Origin of the sequence: Pseudomonas sp. TH32, assembly GCF_016650855.1 — a bacterium.
Classification (GTDB): Bacteria; Pseudomonadota; Gammaproteobacteria; order Pseudomonadales; family Pseudomonadaceae; genus Aquipseudomonas.
This window is the reverse complement of record NZ_JAEKFA010000002.1, coordinates 4,583,591-4,601,788: the sequence shown is the minus strand read 5'-3', so window position 1 is coordinate 4,601,788 and position 18,198 is coordinate 4,583,591. Positions and strand designations below refer to the sequence as shown.

Below are 18,198 nucleotides of genomic sequence, written 5' to 3'. Positions count from 1 at the left end.
TAATTCATCAGTCACTGACGCTAGGTTCACCATGGCTCAATACGTCTTCACCATGCATCGGCTGGGAAAAGTTGTTCCGCCGAAGCGGGAAATCCTGAAAAACATTTCTCTGTCCTTCTTCCCGGGCGCCAAGATCGGCGTGCTCGGTCTCAACGGTTCGGGTAAATCCACCCTGTTGAAAATCATGGCCGGCGTCGACACCGAATTCGACGGCGAAGCCCGCCCGATGCCCGACCTGAACATCGGCTACCTGCCGCAAGAGCCGATCCTGGACCCGACCAAGACCGTGCGTGAAGTGGTCGAGGAAGCCGTCAGCGTGATCAAGAACGCCCAGGCGCGCCTGGACGAGGTCTACGCGGCCTACGCTGAAGAAGATGCCGACTTCGACAAACTGGCGGCAGAACAGGCCAAGCTCGAAGCCATCCTGCAAGCCGCAGACGGTCACAACCTGGACCGCCAGCTGGAAGTCGCCGCCGACGCGCTGCGCCTGCCGGCGTGGGACGCCAAGGTTGAACACCTGTCCGGTGGTGAAAAGCGTCGTGTGGCCCTGTGCCGCCTGCTGCTGTCCGCCCCTGACATGCTGTTGCTCGACGAACCCACCAACCACCTGGACGCCGATTCCGTCGCCTGGCTGGAGCATTTCCTCCACGACTTCCCGGGCACCGTGGTTGCGATCACGCACGACCGGTACTTCCTGGACAACGTGGCCGGCTGGATTCTGGAACTCGACCGCGGTGCCGGCATCCCTTACGAGGGTAACTACTCCGGTTGGCTGGAAGCCAAGTCCGACCGTCTGGCGGCCGAATCCAAGCAGCAGTCGGCCCATGAAAAGGCCATGAAAGACGAGCTGGAATGGGTGCGTAAAGGCGCCAAGGCGCGTCAGTCGAAATCCAAGGCCCGTCTCGCGCGTTTCGAAGAGATGCAATCCCAGGAATTCCAGAAGCGTTCCGAGACCAACGAGATCTACATCCCGGCCGGTCCGCGCCTGGGTGACAAGGTCATTGAGTTCAAGAACGTCTGCAAAGGCTACGGCGATCGCGTGTTGATCGACAACCTGTCGTTCTCCATGCCCAAAGGCGCCATCGTTGGTGTGATCGGCGGTAACGGTGCGGGTAAATCCACGCTGTTCCGCATGCTGATGGGCAAGGAACAACCGGACTCGGGCACCATCGAAGTCGGCGAAACCGTGCAGTTGGCGTGCGTGGACCAGAGCCGCGACGACCTCGACGGCAGCAAGACGGTGTTCCAGCAGATTTCCGACGGTTCCGACCAGATCCGTATCGGCAACTATGAAATCCCGTCGCGCACCTATGTGGGTCGCTTCAACTTCAAGGGCGGCGACCAGCAGAAGTTCGTCAAGGACCTGTCCGGTGGTGAGCGCGGTCGCTTGCACCTGGCCCTGACCTTGAAAGAGGGCGGCAACGTCCTGCTGCTCGACGAACCGTCAAACGACCTCGACGTTGAAACCCTGCGTTCCCTGGAAGAAGCCCTGCTGGACTTCCCGGGCGCCGCCATTGTGATCTCTCACGATCGGTGGTTCCTTGACCGTGTGGCCACTCACATCCTGGCCTACGAAGACGACTCCCAGGCGGTGTTCTTCGAAGGCAACTACACCGAATACGAAGCCGATCGCAAGAAACGCCTCGGCGAAGCCGCTGCCCAGCCGCATCGTGTACGGCACAAGAAACTGGCCTGATTCGGGTTGGTGGTTTGAAAAAGCGGAGCCTTCGGGCTCCGTTTTTTTTTGCGTGTTTTCAGGTGGACCGCGTCGTCTGCATCGCAGGCAAGCCAGCTCCGACATTCGACCGCGTTGTCTTGAATGTACGCGGCCAGATGTGGGAGCTGGCTTGCCTGCGATAGCGGTTCATTTGTTGGTGCGAAACTTGGATTGAAATCCTCATTAAGGTGCAAAAACTGCCTTAATTTATATCAAATGCACCATTTAAATTCACAAAGGCGACATTTTGCCCTGTCGCGGTGCGGCATGAGTTGATAAAGTCCGGGACAAATCTCCTTTAACGACAATAAATTTGCCGAGACTTTTCATGATCGAATCCGTTGAATCCTTCCTTGCCCGCCTCAAAAAACGCGACCCCGACCAGCCCGAATTCCACCAGGCCGTGGAAGAAGTCCTGCGCAGTTTGTGGCCGTTTCTTGAGGCCAATCCTCACTACCTGAACTCGGGCATCCTGGAGCGCATCTGCGAGCCGGAGCGTGCGATTGTGTTCCGGGTGTCGTGGGAAGATGACCAGGGCAAAGTGCGGGTCAACCGCGGGTTCCGGATCCAGATGAACAGCGCCATCGGCCCTTACAAAGGCGGCCTGCGTTTCCACCCGTCGGTCAACCTGGGCGTGCTGAAATTCCTCGCCTTCGAGCAAACCTTCAAGAATTCCCTGACCTCGCTGCCCATGGGCGGCGGCAAGGGCGGTTCGGACTTCGATCCCAAGGGCAAGAGCGACGCCGAGGTGATGCGCTTTTGCCAGGCGTTCATGAGCGAGTTGTATCGCCATATCGGCTCGGACGTGGATGTGCCCGCCGGTGATATCGGCGTGGGCGCCCGCGAGATCGGCTTCCTGTTCGGCCAATACAAACGCCTGAGCAACCAGTTCACCTCGGTGCTGACCGGCAAGGGCATGAGCTACGGCGGCAGCCTGATCCGCCCGGAAGCCACCGGTTTTGGCTGTGTGTACTTCGCCGAGGAAATGCTCAAGCGCAATGGCGAGCGGGTCGAAGGCAAGCGCGTGGCCATCTCCGGTTCCGGCAACGTCGCCCAATACGCGGCGCGCAAGGTCATGGACCTGGGGGGCAAGGTGATTTCCCTGTCGGACTCCGAAGGCACCCTGTACTGCGAAAGCGGTTTGACCGAAGAACAATGGACCGCGCTGCTGGAGCTGAAAAACGTACAGCGCGGGCGCATCAGCGAACTGGCGGCGCGTTTTGGCCTGGAATTCCGTGCCGGCAAGGCGCCGTGGGAGCTGGCCTGCGATATCGCGCTGCCCTGTGCGACCCAGAACGAACTGGACGCCGAAGCGGCGCGCACCCTGTTGCGCAATGGCTGCGTGTGCGTGGCCGAAGGCGCCAACATGCCCACCACCCTGGAGGCGGTGGATATCTTTATCGAGGCCGGCATCCTGTTCGCGCCGGGCAAGGCATCCAACGCGGGCGGCGTGGCGGTGAGCGGGCTGGAAATGTCGCAGAACGCCATGCGCCTGCTGTGGACCGCCGGCGAAGTGGACAGCAAGCTGCACAACATCATGCAGTCGATCCACCATGCGTGCGTGCATTACGGCGAAGAGAACGGTCGGGTCAACTACGTGAAGGGTGCCAACATCGCCGGCTTTGTGAAAGTTGCGGATGCGATGCTGGCCCAAGGCATCGTTTAAGCCTCGGGCTCGATGCGCAGGATTTCGATCAACTGGTCACCGACGGGGCGCTTCCACAGCACCTCGTCACCCACCTGCGCACCCAGCAGCGCCCGGCCCAGGGGCGAGCCCCAGTTGATCAGGCCCACCGTGGCATCGGCCTGGTCTTCGCCGACCAACTGAATGCGCTGCTCTTCGTCCTGTTCATTGGCAAAGGTCACCCAACTGCCGATCTGCACCTTGTCGGTGGAGGTCGCCGGCGCCACCACCTGCGCGCTTTGCAGGCGTTGGTTGAAGTAACGCAAATCCCGCTCAAGGTCAGCCTGGCGCTGTTTATCGGCCTGCTCGCCCTTGGCGGACTCTTCGCTGTGCTCGTTCTGCAACTGCGCCACCTTGGCCTGCAACTGCGCAAGCCCGCGGGCGGTGAGGTGATTGGGTTGCGCGCTGACCTGGCGTTCTACCGGTTGGCTGGCCTGGGCAGCGGCGCTGTCTTCATTGACGAACGCTCGACTCATGGGATTCTCCTGCTATGGAGTTTGGGCCATGGTCGCAGGGGTTTAGTTTCGCTGGATGTCTGAAAGCGACCTATGGCGAGCGAAAGGCCCGGGCGGCGTCGCGGTCCTTTTCCTGTTGCCAGGCACGTTCGCGGTCGTCCCAGTGGCGGTTCTTATAGTCATTCAGGTCTTCGTTCTCGCGCATGGCCTTGCACTGGCGGAAGCCGTCATCCCAGCCTTCGGCGTAGGTGCGGTCCTTCAGATAACGGGGGACGTTCTTGCGAAACTCCCCGGTGATCACCCCGGCGGCCTGGCGGCCGCTGCTGCAACCGTCGTCATAGCCGTCGGCGAAGGCGGGTGGGTAACCCTTGGCCAGCAAATCCTCATGGGTTGATTGGCAACCCGAGAGCAGGGCCAACACGCCCAGCATTACAGCGTACCGCCACATCGCTTGCTCCCTGGCCGTTGAGCGGCTGATGAGGGGAGTTTAGAAGGCGATTCGTTGGGGGGATGTGAAAGGGCTGTGATTAATCTGTTGGCACTGCTGCCTCTGAAGTAACGCGGTCAAAATGTGGGAGCTGGCTTGCCTGCGATGCAGGCGACGCGGTATCTCAGGCGTAAACCAGCGATGCCATCGCAGGCAAGCCTGCTCCCACATTTGATAGGTGTTTTCCTGGAGAGTGGGGTCAGTAGTGATACCACTTCACTTCCAGCATCACTTCATTCACCGGTGTCGCCAAGTGGCTGTATTCACGCTGGGCACTCAGTCTCAACCCCAGGTTGCGGGACAATTCCCACTGTTGATTCAGGCTGATACTGCGCCGTACTTCGCCATTGGTGAAGAAATCACCCTTGGCTTCCAGGCTCAGGTTGCCCAGCGGATTGCGCCACAGCACGCCGGTGTTGAAGCCGGCCGCCGGGGAGATGGCTTCGCCAAAGTCGCTGTTGTGTTCCACGCGCACGGTGCCGAGGGCGAAGCCCAGCATGTCGTCGCGCAGCTGCCAGGTGCCGCCGGCGCCGCCGTTGACGTGGCTGACCAGGGTTTCATCGTCATGTTTGCCCGGCACGCGCTCAAGGCCGCCGGTCACTTGCCACGACCAGGGTTGCAGCAGCGCGTTGCGCGGGGTCAGTGAGCGGATGGTCGCCAGGTCCAGTTGCTGCAATTGCCAGTGGTTGCCTTCGTACTGGCGCAGTTTCATTTGCAGGATTTCGATCTGCGCGCCCAGCGGGAAGCCTTCGGCGTTGTCGTTCAGGTCGTGATAGGCCATGCGCAGGCCATATTCGCCGAAGGCCTTGTCGCCCCGGGTGCCGATGCCGGCTTGCCAGGTGCGGGATTCGTGGCCGTCTTCGGGCAGGCCGGGGCGTTCGATCTTCAGGTCCGGTGCCGGGTTCTGGTTGATCGCCCGCAGCAGTTCGAAGCTGCGCTGGGAGCGTTCGGTGTCGCGCTCCAGGCCGTTGGCGCGGTAGCGGCCGAGGCGGTAGGCGGCGTCGATGATCAGGGCCTGGCGGTCTTTGGCGATGGCCTTGAAGGCCGGCTCCTGCAGTTGTTTCTGGTCGTCGCTGATCTTCAGCACCCATTGCTGCTCATCACTGCTCAGCGGCTTGGCACGTTCCAGCAGTTCGCGTTCACGGGACGGGCGATAGTCGATTTTCTCCACCAGGCCGGCTTCTTTCACGGCTTTCACAGTGTCGGTAGGAATCGCGGTCAGCGGGAATTGTTCGGTCAGCCGCAGCGTTGGGCGGGCCACTTGCAGCAGTTCCAGCAGGCGATAGGAGCAGTTTTCGTCGAAGAAGAAGTAGTCGAACTGGATCTGTTTGAGTTCCCACACGTGCTCGACCATGCGCTCGGTCTCGACCTGGGTCAGGTTCAGGCGGTATTCCCACAGGTCGCGGTTCTCCAGGCTACGGTATTCCGAGAGCTTTTCCTGGTAGGGCACCAGCGCAAACAGGCCGGGATAACCGCCCATCAGGCCTTTCCAGGCGTAGAGGATGCTGTTGTCCGAGCCTTCGATATAGGCGCCAAAGTTGATCGCGTAGCTGAGCAGGGCGGTGTTGTTGCTCTGCACGTCAGCCTGGTCGATGCGCAGCAGGGTGTGGCCGAACATTGACGACGGGCTGTTGAGGTAAGCCGCCGGGAAGATCATCACCGCGCTGTGGGGGGCGACGTCCTTGAACCATTGCTTGAATTCCTTGCAGTCCAGCGCCGGCAGGTCAGTCAGGTGCAACTGGTCCTTGAGCCAACGGGTACGTGCGGGGTAAACGCATTGGGCGTGCTTTTCACCGAGGCTGGCCGGAGCATAGAGTGCTTCTACGGTGGCCTTCAGCTCCTGGTCCGGATGGTGGGCGCCATCGGGGGCGAGGAAGAATTTCTTGTCGCTGACATAACTGCGCCAGCCTTCGAACTTGCCGGATTCGTAATGCCCCAGCGAGAGCCAGAACGGCTCGTTGGCCAGTTGCTGCAAACGTTGATCATCAAGGTGCGGTGCCGCATACAGCGGGGCGCAGGCGAAGAGTGCCAGGTAGGCAAGGCGTTTGAGCATGTGGGCAACTTAAGTCGAGATAAAAAGACCCAAAGGGGAGGCAGGTCCAAAAATAATAAAACCCGTGCCTCGAAAGGCACGGGCGGGTCGAGCTTAAGCCTGGGTAGCGTATTTCGCCAGGCGGGTGTCGCCTTTCAGTACGGCCAGGGTGTTGTTGTGCACGTCATCAGCGGTTACGTCAGCTTTGCTGAAGATTTGCTGGAAGTGCTCGTGAGTCACCGCGGCAAAGTGCTCGCGGTCTTCAGGAGCAACGCCCAGTACCACGGCGTAGGTAGTCAGCGCTTCGCCGTTACCTTTGGCCATGTCTTCGGACAGCTCGTTCATCATGCCATTCATGGCAATCCACGATTTGCCACCGTAGGTCAGTGCGCTGTTGGTGTTACAGCCGTTGGTGCCCGAGGTCATGCCGAAGGTGGCGTTCCCCGAGGTACCGTTGGTGGTGGAAGCCAGGAAGTGAGCGGGAGTGCCGCGTTGGCCTTCGAACAACATGTTGCCCCAACCGCAGTTCGGGCCACCTGGCGCTTCAGCCATTGCATTGAGGGAGACTACGGTGAAGAGAGTACCGAGAAGGATCCGTTTCATAGCTTTGTTCTCTTTGTGTGCAAACCAATGGACAAGGGTTCAGGTGCCTGACAGCACCCTAGGGGTCGGTTATTAGTCCAACCCGCAGCAGGTTGGAGTTTAGGCACGATCCAAGGGTTCCGTTACTTTTTGTGAAACAAGCCGGAAACACTCGGTTTTTTTACAGCCTCAAAGCCGGGTCTATGCTTTCCCTAAGCCGTGCCTTGCCAGCCGGCCCAACCCGGCGCCAGAATGCCGTCATCTGCCCCGCCTGATGTAAGGAAGCCCGATGCCTGATCCTGTTGCTGCCAGCTTGCGTCTAGCGCCTGAAGCGCTGACTCGTCCTTTTTCCGCTGAACAGTTCAGCTTCTCGACCACCAATGATTTGGAGCCCTTTCGCGGTGTGCTTGGCCAGGAACGTGCGGTCGAAGCCTTGCAGTTCGGTGTGGCCATGCCACGCCCCGGTTACAACGTATTTGTGATGGGCGAGCCCGGTACCGGCCGCTTTTCGTTCGTCAAACGCTACCTCAAGGCCGAAGGCAAACGCCTGCAGACCCCGGCCGACTGGGTCTACGTCAATAATTTCGATGAGCCTCGCGAGCCCCGTGCGCTGGAGCTGCCTGCGGGCGGTGCTGCCGCGTTCATCAGCGATATCAACGGCCTGATCGACAACCTGGTCGCGACCTTTCCGGCGGTGTTCGAACACCCGACGTATCAACAGCGCAAAAGTGCCATCGATCGTGCCTTCAACCAGCGTTACGACCGCGCCCTGGATGTGATCGAGCGCCTGGCCCTGGAAAAGGACGTGGCGCTGTACCGTGACAGCAGCAACATCGCCTTTACCCCGATGCTCGACGGCAAGGCGCTGGACGAGGCCGAGTTTTCGCAACTGCCGGAAGCCGACCGTGAGCGTTTCCACACCGACATCTCGGAACTGGAAGAACGCCTCAACGAAGAACTCGCCAGCCTGCCCCAGTGGAAGCGCGAGTCCAATAACCAGATGCGCCAGTTCAACGAAGAAACCATCACCCTGGCCTTGCAGCCATTGTTGGCGCCGTTGTCCGAGAAGTACGCGGAGAACGCGGCCGTCTGCGGTTACTTGCAGGCCATGCAGGTGTACCTGCTGAAAACCGTGGTCGAGCAGTTGGTGGATGACGCGAAAACCGACGCCCAGGCCCGCAAGTTGCTGGAAGAGCAGTACTGCCCGAGCCTGGTGGTGGGCCATCCGGTCAACGGTGGCGCGCCGGTGGTATTCGAGCCGCACCCGACCTACGACAACCTGTTCGGCCGCATTGAATACAGCACCGACCAGGGCGCGCTCTACACCACCTATCGGCAGTTGCGGCCGGGCGCGCTGCACCGGGCCAACGGCGGTTTCCTGATCCTCGAAGCCGAGAAAATGCTCAGCGAGCCGTTTGTGTGGGACGCCCTCAAGCGTGCCCTGCAGTCGCGCAAGCTGAAGATGGAATCACCGTTGGGCGAACTGGGCCGCCTGGCCACCGTGACCCTCAACCCGCAAGTGATCCCGTTGCAGCTCAAGGTCATCATCATCGGCTCCCGCCAGCTGTACTACGCGTTGCAAGACGCGGATCCGGACTTCCAGGAGATGTTCCGCGTGCTGGTGGATTTTGACGAAGACATTCCGATGGTGGATGAAAGCCTGGAGCAGTTTGCCCAGCTGCTGAAAACCCGCACCTCGGAAGAAGGCATGGCGCCGTTGACCTCGGACGCCGTGGCGCGGCTGGCGACCTACAGCGCGCGGCTGGCGGAGAACCAGGGGCGCCTGTCGGCGCGTATTGGCGATTTGTTCCAGTTGGTCAGCGAGGCGGATTTCATTCGCCACCTGGCGGGCGATGAACGCACGGATGCCGGGCACATCGAGCGTGCGTTAAAGGCCAAGGCCACACGCACCGGGCGGGTGTCGGCGCGGATTCTCGACGACATGCTCGCCGGGGTGATCCTGATCGACACCGCCGGTGCAGCGGTGGGCAAGTGCAACGGGCTGACAGTGCTGGAGGTCGGTGACTCGGCATTCGGTGTGCCGGCGCGGATTTCTGCCACGGTGTACCCGGGCGGCAGCGGCATCGTCGATATCGAGCGCGAAGTAAACCTCGGCCAGCCGATTCACTCCAAGGGCGTGATGATCCTCACCGGTTACCTGGGCAGCCGTTATGCCCAGGAATTCCCGCTGGCGATCTCGGCAAGTATCGCCCTGGAGCAGTCCTACGGTTACGTCGACGGCGACAGTGCGTCCCTGGGCGAGGCCTGCACCTTGATCTCGGCCCTGTCGAAGACGCCTCTCAAGCAGTGCTTTGCCATCACCGGTTCCATCAACCAGTTTGGTGAAGTGCAGGCGGTGGGTGGGGTCAACGAGAAGATCGAAGGTTTCTTCCGCCTCTGTGAAGCCCGCGGGCTGACCGGCGAGCAGGGCGCGATCATTCCCCAGGCCAACGTCGCGACGCTGATGCTTGATGAGAAGGTGTTGCAGGCCGTGCGGGACGGGCAATTCCACGTCTACGCCGTGCGCCAGGCTGACGAAGCCCTGAGCCTGCTGGTGGGCGAGCCGGCGGGGTCGCCGGACGAGGAGGGGCAATTCCCTGAAGGCAGCGTCAACGCGCGGGTGGTGGAGCGCCTGCGGGCGATCGCCGAGATGATCAGCGAGGATGATCTGAAGGAAGCCGAGAAGGAGTTGGCGCAGGAGGCGTTGGCTGAGACCAAGCCCGTGTGATGTTGATCGGATGAGGGGCACGCCTTGTGGCGAGGGGGACAAGCCCCCTCACCACAGGGCAGTCGTCCGTTGGTCCCCCAGCCTTGGTTTGTACCGGGTTTCTTCTATTCTCAGCTCAAGGGATATCCACAGGAGTCGCTGGATAGAAACAGTCTTGCCCTGCGAGGCTGAATACCGGATCTACCGAGGGTCGCCGCCATGTCGCGCAACCTCTGCCTCACCCGCCAGTGCCTGGGCCTGGTCACCCGTATCGAATGTTCCATTCGCCCTCTCGCGGGGGATACCGGGATGTGGACCTTGTTGTTTGCCGCCGGAATGACTGGCGAACAGCCCTCCACCATCAAGTCTCAAGGCCCGTTTCACGGACCTTTCGTGGCACAAACCATCCTCGATTCGATTGTCGAAAGCCTGACCCTGCACGGGTACGAACTGGCCGACGACCCGCAGATCTGGTGCCTGCACCTCCAGGCGCACTTGCGACAGCTCAATGGCGGGCGGCAAACGGCGTTGAGTGATATCCGCTAAACATCGAAAACCCAATGTGTGGGTTTGTGTGGGAGCTGGCTTGCCTGCGATGCAGGCAACTCGGTCTTTCAACTGGACCGAGGTGATGCTATCGCGGGCAAGCCCGGCTCCCACACCAGCCCGCTTGGCGCTTACGGCTTGGGGGCAGGTGCCGACTCGGGCTTGTCCAGCTTGACCTCAAACCCATACTGCACCGTGTTCAACCCTGTGCGCTGGTAGGTCTCCAATGCGCTCGGCTGGCCGTAGAAGTAATGCACGTCGAACAACGCCGTGCCGTACTCCTCGGCGCGGTGGCTGACGCCGAGAATTTCCTTCAGGTAGTTGCCGCTGGCGTCCTTGGCATAGAACCGCCAGCTGTCGGCGGGGAACAGCTTCTGATCGACAATCAGCGCGTTGTCTTTCAGTTCCAGGCCCTTGGGCAGTTGCCCCGCCGTGAGGTTGCCTTTTTCGATGGTGGCCAGGAACAGCGGCATTGAACCTACGGCAAACCCTGGGTTCTCGGGGAACAGGTTCAGGTCATAGGTAATGGTGGCGCGCCCCGGGTCGACCTCGTAGGCCTCGGCGGGCAGCTCGATCGGCTCGCCGAGCTTGCCTTCGTCGTTGGCCGTGAGAAAGGTCACGGGGGCATCGCCGCCGCCGCGGTCGTCGCCCAGCAGGTCGTCGTTGAAGGTGTAGGGGTGATCGAACTCGATGTGCGCCGCGCTGGCGTCATCCACCGACTGATTGATGGTGACGCTTTTCTTGAGTTGGTCTTCGGACAGTGTGGCGTCCTTCAGCCAGTCGGAGGCCTGGTCGTCATACACGGTGACGGGCATTGGCAGGGGCTGTACGGTTTTCTCCAGGCTGTTCTTGTCGAAGCGCCGCACGGGCAGGTCCAGGTCCTTGCGGGTTACGGTGGCTTGGGAAAAGTCGAGGACGCTGACTTGCACGTTGTCGATCAAGCCATTGAAGTACACCTTGGTGTAATGGCTGTCCTGCTTGTGTTCGAAGGCTTTCTGCTCGTCTTCCAGCTGTTTCTCGAAGGCATCGGACCAGGCCGTCTGCTTTTGCATTTCCGCCAGTTGCTTCTCGTAGAACGCCAGTTGGGCGGCGTTCTCGTTGATCGAGCCCGAGCGCGAGAGAAATTTCCCGGTGGTATCGCGCGCCTGCACCAGCAGCGGGTTAGGCGATTCGTCGGCGACTTCCGGCGCGAGGGGGCGCTGTTGGTCAGTTCGACCTCGGCGTAGTTCTTTTCCAGGGTCAGCAGGGTGACCGTGACGTTTTCTTCGGTGCGTTTGCGGCCCACGTCCTTCTTCGACAAGTCGAAGGTGAAGACTTTGCGCGGGGCGATCACTTCGACCTTGCCCTTGAGGGTGACAGGCTGCGGCTGGCTCTTGTTGTCAGTCTCGATGCCTTCGACGAACGGGTAGGTCACCGTGAGGTCATCGGGGTTGGTCAGGTTGGAACTGGTGGGGCTCAACTGGATGCCCGGGTCGGTTTCCGACCATTCCGGCTGGAAGGGGATGACCTTGTTGTTGCTCAAAGTGACCGACTGCCATTCCAGTCCGTGGGGGAACGGGAACTGGTCGGGCATGTTGAAGTTGAACGGGAAGATCGGCTGCAGGTCCGTCAGGTAGTCCGAATGGGACGCCTTGCGCAGCACAAACAGGCCATTGATGTAGGTATCAACCAGGGCCTGGGGCGTCGGGTAATGCTTGAGCAGCGCCAGGGCGTCTTCGCTGTACTCGGCCTCTATGGGCTTGGTGGCGAGCTTGACCCGCGCCCGCTCCAGCAACAGCAACGAACCACCGAGCTCGGACACGGCGTCCTTGAGCTTGGGGTCCTGGATGGCGTCCAGGGACTGTTCGAACTTGGCGGTTTTCTCTTCGAGGCTGGCTTGCTTGTGTTCATCGCTGGGGGAACAACCGCTGCCCATCAGCAACGCCGCACACAGGCCAATGCTGGCCAAAGGGGATCGCACATCCATTATCTGAGTTTTCCTGTCCGACATCATCGAGCCGAGTTGATGAGCTCGACACTAGCAGAAAAATTCTTTTACAGATGCCGTACAGATCAGTTTTCTCGACGGTTTCTGGCGTTTGGGAACGGCTGGTATACTCGGCGCCATTTTTAGCCACGCTGTGTGAGATTCAATGGAACGCTTTATCGAAAATGCAATGTATGCCTCACGCTGGCTGTTGGCGCCGATCTATTTCGGTTTGTCCCTGGGCCTGCTGGCGCTGGGTCTGAAGTTCTTCCAGGAAGTGTTCCATGTGATTCCCATGGTGTTCTCCATGAGCGAATCGGATGTGATCCTGGTGCTGCTGTCGTTGATCGACATGGCGCTGGTGGGCGGCCTGCTGGTGATGGTGATGATCAGTGGCTACGAGAACTTCGTCTCCCAGCTGGACATCGACGAAAGCAAGGAAAAGCTCAACTGGCTGGGGACCATGGACTCCTCGTCGCTGAAGATGAAGGTCGCGGCGTCCATCGTGGCGATTTCGTCGATCCACTTGCTGCGGGTCTTCATGGACGCCAAGAACGTCGACCCCGAGCACCTGAAGTGGTACGTGATCATTCACATGACCTTCGTGGTGTCGGCGTTTGCCATGGGCTACCTGGACAAAGTCACCAAGCACTAATGGACGGATGGCCGGTTTTCGCCTTGTGGTTCGAGGCGTTCCGGCCTATCTCTATAGCTCTGTCCTGGAGGTGCCGTCATGAACCTGCAAGAGCTGTATGCCTACGCCACGGTAGGCCGTATTGACCAATTGAGCCTGATCTCCCTCGAAGGCGGTATCTACGTGCTGGAAGCCCGCATGCAGGGCAGGGCGTACCCGTTGGGCGATGACCAGGGCAAAACCCTGCACCTGCGTTCGGTGGAGCACGCGCGCCAACTGCTGCACAAGCACGCGATGCCGAAAATGCCGTTTGAGCTGGTGCACACCTCGGTGCACGACGAAATGTGCGGCATGCCGCCCGGCGCCGAGGAAAGCCTGCGCTTGCCGATCGCCATCCACTCCGCCTGGTAAGGGCGGGGGCTCATCATCGGTCGTTCTTGTGTGCTAGTCTGCTCGCCCTTTTAGTTCTGGGCGGTTCGGGAAATGTTGCAGTTTTCCGGCGCTGTCCTACAGCGGAGCAGTTCCATGTCCGAAGTTAACTTGTCCACCGACGAAACCCGCGTGAGCTACGGCATTGGCCGTCAGTTGGGCGACCAACTGCGCGACAACCCGCCACCGGGTGTGAGCCTGGACGCGATCCTGGCTGGCCTGACCGACGCTTTCGCCGGTAAGCCAAGCCGTGTGGACCAAGAGCAAATGGCCGCCAGCTTCAAGGTCATCCGCGAAATCATGCAAGCCGAAGCGGCTGCAAAGGCTGAAGCCGCTGCTGGCGAAGGCCTGGCTTTCCTGGCTGAAAACGCCAAGCGTGACGGCATCACCACCCTGGCTTCCGGCCTGCAATTTGAAGTGCTGACCGCAGGTTCTGGCGCCAAGCCAACCCGTGAAGACCAAGTGCGCACTCATTACCACGGCACCCTGATCGACGGCACTGTGTTCGACAGTTCCTACGAGCGCGGCCAGCCTGCAGAATTCCCGGTTGGCGGCGTGATCGCCGGCTGGACCGAAGCCCTGCAACTGATGAATGCCGGCAGCAAATGGCGTCTGTACGTGCCGAGCGAACTGGCTTACGGCGCTCAAGGCGTTGGCAGCATCCCGCCGCACAGCGTTCTGGTGTTCGACGTCGAGCTGCTCGACGTTCTGTAAGACCTTACCTGTAGGAGCGAGCCTGCTCGCTCCTACAGCGTTTTGCGCGGTTACTCATGGATGAAACTTGCCATTGAGATCCGTCACCGGGCGCAACGCCCGGGCATAGCAGAACAGAAACAGATTTCTCACCACCTCCTTCAACACTCCAGGTTCGCTGGAGCTCAGGCCATTGACGTCCAGGTCGCCCTGATCCTGCAGTTCACTCAGCGCTTCTTCTTCCAGCACCGCGCAGACTTCCCCGGTTTCCCGATGAAGGATCCGCAGGTAAGGGTGTGGGCGGTCCAGCCAGGCATCAATCAAATAAGTCATGGGTCGCATCTCCTTGATGGGTTTCAATGAGAATAATTCTTATTCAAGGAATAGCAAGTCCCTATTGGCGATTTCCGGACTTTTCTGTGTGGATATTGTTTTTGATCAAAAGGCCTGGCCTTTTGCCGGCAGTGCGGGAGTGACGCGGGGAGGGCGAAGCGCCATCCCGTGCAGGGCACGGGATGGAGGCAGCAGATTCAGACTTTGCGTACGAACTCGGACTTGAGTTTCATCGGGCCGATACCGTCGATCTTGCAGTCGATATCGTGGTCGCCGTCGCACAGGCGGATGTTTTTCACCTTGGTGCCGACCTTGACCACCAGAGAGGTGCCCTTGACCTTGAGGTCCTTGATCACGGTGATGGTGTCGCCGTCCTGCAGGACGTTGCCCACAGAGTCTTTTTTCACGGATTCATCGCTGGCAGCCTCGGCTTCGCCTCCGACGGCCCACTCATGGGCGCATTCCGGGCAAATCAGCTGGGCGCCGTCTTCGTAGGTGTATTCGGAATTGCATTTTGGGCAGGGTGGCAACGTGCTCACTAAAGCTCCTTTAGTTTCAGGATGGCTAAAAAGCGCACATTATATAGGGTTTTAGCCGGGCAGGGTGCAGCAACGCCAGAGAACGCTGTGGGAGCTGGCAAGCCAGCTCCCACATGAAGCAGAGCAGAATCAGTGGGTGCGGGCGACCGCAAACTCACTCAGCTCAACCAGGGCGTCCCGGTATTCGCTGGCTGGAAGGGCTTCCAGGCATTGGATGGCGCGAGCGACGTAGTCACGGGCCAGTTGCGCGGTGTATTCGAGGGAACCCGAGGCTTCCACGGCTTCACGGATGCTTTCCAGGTCTTCGATCCCGCCTTTCTGGATCGCCTTGCGCACCAGGGCGGCCTGTTCCGGCGTGCCTTCGCGCATGGTGTAGATCAGCGGCAAGGTCGGCTTGCCCTCGGCCAGGTCGTCACCGACGTTCTTGCCCAGGGTTTCGGCATCGCCGCGATAATCCAGCAGGTCGTCCACGAGCTGGAAGGCTACGCCCAGGTGATCGCCGAAGGTGCGCAGGGCTTCGCTCTGCTCGGGCGTCGCTTCGCACAGGGCCGCGGCACTGTGGGTCGAGGCTTCGAAGAGCATCGCGGTTTTGCCGCGAATCACTTCCATGTAGGTTTCTTCGGTGGTGCTGGCGTCGCGAACCTTCGACAGCTGCAACACTTCGCCTTCGGCGATGATGCGCGTGGCCTGTGAAAGAATCTTCATCACCGGCATCGAGCCCAGTTCGACCATCATTTCGAAGGAGCGCGAGTACAGGAAGTCGCCCACCAGCACGCTTGGCGCATTGCCCCACATCGCGTTGGCCGTCTCGCGACCGCGGCGCATGCCGGACATGTCGACCACGTCGTCGTGCAGCAGGGTGGCGGTGTGCAGGAACTCGATGGTCGCGGCCAGCAGGCGCAGGTCATCGCCTTCGCGGCCGAGCGCCTTGCCACACAGCAACACTAATAAAGGACGCAGGCGTTTACCGCCGGCCGACGTAATGTAGTCGCCAATTTTGGAGACCAGCGGCACTTTAGAAGTCAGCTGCTTCTTGATGATGCCGTCGACGGCGCTAAAATCGTCCGCCACCGCGCGGTAGAAAGCTTGGGGTTGCATCAGCGACAGTCGCTCCAGAAGGGTTGCGCGGCATGCTAGGACCCACGTCCCGTAGTGTCAAGGCGCGATAGACGGCTACTTGCAACACCTCCATAGCTTGCGTACAATCGCGCACCCTGAACTTCCTGGGCAGCACCTGCCTTACGCAATTGCATTCGGGACGTCCATCCCATGCAGCCATGCCAGCCAATACCTCTTCTTATAAAGCGCTGGGTGAGCAGGATTATCGGAGAAATACCATGTCGTACGCAGTAATTGTTACTGGTGGCAAGCAATACAAGGTCGCCCCAGGTGAATACCTGAAGATCGAGAAGCTGGAAATCGCTACTGGCGAATCCGTTACCTTTGATCGCGTTCTGTTGGTCGCCAATGGCGATGACGTGAACATCGGCGCTCCAGTTGTTGCAGGCGCTACCGTTGTGGCTGAAGTGATCTCCCAAGGTCGTCACGATAAAGTCCGCATCATCAAGTTCCGTCGTCGTAAGCACCACATGAAGCGTATGGGCCACCGCCAGTGGTACACCGAGATCAAAATCACCGGTATTCAGGCTTAATTTCAGCCTAATTCCTCACTAGGAGAATTGACTCATGGCACACAAAAAAGCTGGTGGTAGTACCCGTAACGGTCGCGACTCAGAAGCCAAACGCCTTGGCGTGAAGATGTATGGCGGCCAGGTTATCATTCCGGGCAACATCATCGTGCGTCAGCGCGGCACCCAATTCCACGCCGGTTACGGTGTTGGCATGGGTAAAGATCACACTCTGTTCGCTAAAATCGACGGCGTGATCAAGTTTGAAGTAAAAGGCGCTTTCAACCGCCGTTACGTGAGCATTGTCCCGAAGACTGAAGTCGTCGCGGCATAATTACGTAGTTGCTGGAAAAGCCCTGTCTCGCGACGGGGCTTTTTCGTTTGTGGGGTGAGTCTCTTGCAAAGCTGTTTGTGATGGGTGAAAGCAGTGGATTTGCGGTCGTTGCTTGAGGTCGCTGCGCTCATTTTTGCAAGAGTCTTATGTCTTGGTTTCTTAAGCTCGTCCATGCGACGAGAGGCGTTTTGTTATGAAGTTCGTTGATGAAGTTTCGATCCGAGTAAAAGCTGGCGACGGCGGTAACGGTTGCATGAGTTTCCGTCGGGAAAAATTCATCGAAAACGGTGGTCCCAACGGTGGTGATGGTGGCGATGGCGGCTCGGTCTACATGGTCGCCGACGAAAACCTCAACACCCTGGTGGATTACCGTTACACCCGGCACTTTGATGCCGAGCGTGGCTCCAACGGCGGCAGCACCGACTGCACCGGTAAAAAAGGCGAAGAGCTGGTCCTGCGGGTTCCGGTCGGCACTACCGTGATCGACTCCGCTACCCAGGAAATCATCGGCGACCTGACCAAAGCCGGTCAGCGCTTGCTGGTGGCTCATGGCGGCTGGCACGGTCTGGGTAACACCCGTTTCAAATCCAGTACCAACCGTGCGCCACGCCAGACCACGCCGGGCAAGCCGGGCGAGCAGCGTGACCTCAAGCTGGAAATGAAGGTGTTGGCTGACGTGGGTCTGCTGGGCCTGCCGAACGCTGGCAAAAGTACGTTCATCCGCTCGGTGTCTGCTGCCAAGCCGAAAGTTGCCGATTACCCGTTCACTACCCTGGTGCCAAACCTGGGTGTGGTCAGTGTCGATCGCTGGAAAAGCTTCGTGGTCGCAGACATCCCGGGCCTGATCGAAGGTGCTTCCGATGGCGCGGGCCTGGGGATTCGTTTCCTCAAGCACTTGTCCCGTACCCGTTTGCTGCTGCACCTCGTCGACATGGCGCCGCTGGATGACACCAGTGCGCCGGACGCTGCAGAAGTGATCGTCAGCGAGCTGACCAAGTTCAGCCCGTCTCTGGCTGAGCGCGATCGTTGGTTGGTACTGAACAAGTGCGACCAGATCCTCGAGGAAGAGCACGAAGAGCGCGTCAAGGAAATCGTCGATCGCCTGGAATGGACCGGTCCGGTCTACGTGATCTCGGCCATTGCCAAAGAAGGCACTGAGCGCCTGACTCGCGACATCATGCGCTACCTCGAAGACCGTGCCGATCGCCTGGCGGCCGACCCTGTCTACAAGGCAGAGCTGGCCGAGCTGGATCAGCGCATCGAAGACGAAGCCCGTGCCCAGTTGCAAGCGCTGGATGACCAGCGTGCGCTGCGTCGCAGTGGCGTCAAGTCGGTCCATGACATCGGTGACGACGATTGGGACGAAGAAGACGTGGATGATGAAGATGGCCCGGAAATCATTTACGTGCGCGACTGATTCGTTGCAGTAAAC

Annotated in this window: 17 protein-coding genes and 1 pseudogene; 10 read left to right on the top strand and 8 right to left on the bottom strand. The window is 59.9% G+C overall.

The window, feature by feature from the left end:
- The first annotated feature begins 31 nt into the window (after positions 1 to 31).
- Both ettA and gdhA read left to right on the top strand, forming a co-directional pair.
- Positions 32 to 1,696, top strand: coding sequence for an energy-dependent translational throttle protein EttA (gene ettA, locus JFV30_RS24755; protein WP_003215833.1), 1,665 nt, complete (start codon positions 32 to 34; stop codon positions 1,694 to 1,696).
- Between the two features lie 349 nt (positions 1,697 to 2,045).
- Entirely contained in the window at positions 2,046 to 3,383 is a 1,338-nt protein-coding gene (gdhA, locus tag JFV30_RS24750) for an NADP-specific glutamate dehydrogenase (RefSeq protein WP_201125408.1), read from the top strand.
- Here the strand turns inward: gdhA and JFV30_RS24745 are convergent.
- From JFV30_RS24745 to JFV30_RS24730, 4 genes are all read right to left on the bottom strand, one after another.
- The gene (locus JFV30_RS24745; RefSeq protein ID WP_010174931.1) at positions 3,380 to 3,877 is read right to left on the bottom strand and encodes a GreA/GreB family elongation factor; all 498 of its coding nucleotides are present in this window, start codon (positions 3,875 to 3,877) and stop codon (positions 3,380 to 3,382) included. The genes gdhA and JFV30_RS24745 overlap by 4 nt on opposite strands.
- A gap of 70 nt (positions 3,878 to 3,947) precedes the next feature.
- Complete coding sequence (locus JFV30_RS24740) at positions 3,948 to 4,304, bottom strand: hypothetical protein (protein ID WP_169386343.1); 357 nt, start codon at positions 4,302 to 4,304, stop codon at positions 3,948 to 3,950.
- 238 nt (positions 4,305 to 4,542) lie between these two features.
- Entirely contained in the window at positions 4,543 to 6,396 is a 1,854-nt protein-coding gene (locus tag JFV30_RS24735; protein WP_201125407.1) for an Lnb N-terminal periplasmic domain-containing protein, read from the bottom strand.
- A gap of 93 nt (positions 6,397 to 6,489) precedes the next feature.
- Positions 6,490 to 6,978 (bottom strand): DUF3015 domain-containing protein, encoded by a 489-nt coding sequence (locus JFV30_RS24730; protein WP_010174937.1) that lies wholly within the window; start codon positions 6,976 to 6,978, stop codon positions 6,490 to 6,492.
- A gap of 268 nt (positions 6,979 to 7,246) precedes the next feature.
- Here JFV30_RS24730 and JFV30_RS24725 point away from each other — a divergent pair, with 268 nt between their 5' ends.
- Together JFV30_RS24725 and JFV30_RS24720 are read left to right on the top strand one after the other, a co-directional pair.
- Positions 7,247 to 9,685 carry a Lon protease family protein gene (locus JFV30_RS24725; RefSeq protein ID WP_010174939.1) on the top strand — a complete coding sequence of 813 codons (2,439 nt, stop codon included), beginning with the start codon at positions 7,247 to 7,249 and terminating at the stop codon, positions 9,683 to 9,685.
- A gap of 198 nt (positions 9,686 to 9,883) precedes the next feature.
- A complete protein-coding gene (locus tag JFV30_RS24720; RefSeq protein ID WP_076014017.1) occupies positions 9,884 to 10,210 on the top strand; it encodes a PA4575 family protein in 327 nt (108 codons plus the stop codon).
- A gap of 131 nt (positions 10,211 to 10,341) precedes the next feature.
- On the opposite strand, the pseudogene JFV30_RS24715 reads toward JFV30_RS24720, so the two are convergent.
- A pseudogene (locus JFV30_RS24715) lies at positions 10,342 to 12,176 on the bottom strand (hypothetical protein).
- A gap of 166 nt (positions 12,177 to 12,342) precedes the next feature.
- Between JFV30_RS24715 and JFV30_RS24710 the strand changes: the two are divergent.
- The 3 genes from JFV30_RS24710 (at position 12,343) to JFV30_RS24700 (ending at position 13,953) form a co-directional block, all read left to right on the top strand.
- The gene (locus JFV30_RS24710) at positions 12,343 to 12,831 is read left to right on the top strand and encodes a TIGR00645 family protein (RefSeq protein ID WP_010174946.1); all 489 of its coding nucleotides are present in this window, start codon (positions 12,343 to 12,345) and stop codon (positions 12,829 to 12,831) included.
- A gap of 78 nt (positions 12,832 to 12,909) precedes the next feature.
- Positions 12,910 to 13,221, top strand: coding sequence for a DUF6482 family protein (locus JFV30_RS24705; RefSeq protein ID WP_201125406.1), 312 nt, complete (start codon positions 12,910 to 12,912; stop codon positions 13,219 to 13,221).
- Between the two features lie 114 nt (positions 13,222 to 13,335).
- Positions 13,336 to 13,953, top strand: a complete 618-nt coding sequence (locus tag JFV30_RS24700) for an FKBP-type peptidyl-prolyl cis-trans isomerase (RefSeq protein ID WP_003215854.1) — start codon at positions 13,336 to 13,338, stop codon at positions 13,951 to 13,953.
- 54 nt (positions 13,954 to 14,007) lie between these two features.
- Here the strand turns inward: JFV30_RS24700 and JFV30_RS24695 are convergent, their stop codons facing one another.
- The 3 genes from JFV30_RS24695 to JFV30_RS24685 form a co-directional block, all read right to left on the bottom strand.
- The gene (locus JFV30_RS24695) at positions 14,008 to 14,265 is read right to left on the bottom strand and encodes a PA4570 family protein (protein WP_003215856.1); all 258 of its coding nucleotides are present in this window, start codon (positions 14,263 to 14,265) and stop codon (positions 14,008 to 14,010) included.
- Between the two features lie 197 nt (positions 14,266 to 14,462).
- Positions 14,463 to 14,804: a zinc ribbon domain-containing protein YjdM gene (locus tag JFV30_RS24690; RefSeq protein WP_003215858.1), complete on the bottom strand. Its 342-nt coding sequence runs from the start codon at positions 14,802 to 14,804 to the stop codon at positions 14,463 to 14,465.
- A 129-nt stretch (positions 14,805 to 14,933) separates the two neighbouring features.
- Entirely contained in the window at positions 14,934 to 15,902 is a 969-nt protein-coding gene (locus JFV30_RS24685) for a polyprenyl synthetase family protein (RefSeq protein ID WP_003215860.1), read from the bottom strand.
- Between the two features lie 239 nt (positions 15,903 to 16,141).
- Here JFV30_RS24685 and rplU point away from each other — a divergent pair, with 239 nt between their 5' ends.
- The 3 genes from rplU (at position 16,142) to cgtA (ending at position 18,183) form a co-directional block, all read left to right on the top strand.
- A complete protein-coding gene (gene rplU / locus JFV30_RS24680) occupies positions 16,142 to 16,456 on the top strand; it encodes a 50S ribosomal protein L21 (protein WP_003176051.1) in 315 nt (104 codons plus the stop codon).
- Positions 16,457 to 16,490: 34 nt separating this feature from the next.
- Positions 16,491 to 16,766: a 50S ribosomal protein L27 gene (rpmA, locus tag JFV30_RS24675; RefSeq protein WP_003215862.1), complete on the top strand. Its 276-nt coding sequence runs from the start codon at positions 16,491 to 16,493 to the stop codon at positions 16,764 to 16,766.
- A 193-nt stretch (positions 16,767 to 16,959) separates the two neighbouring features.
- Positions 16,960 to 18,183, top strand: coding sequence for an Obg family GTPase CgtA (gene cgtA / locus JFV30_RS24670; RefSeq protein ID WP_010174956.1), 1,224 nt, complete (start codon positions 16,960 to 16,962; stop codon positions 18,181 to 18,183).
- Positions 18,184 to 18,198: the final 15 nt, after the last annotated feature.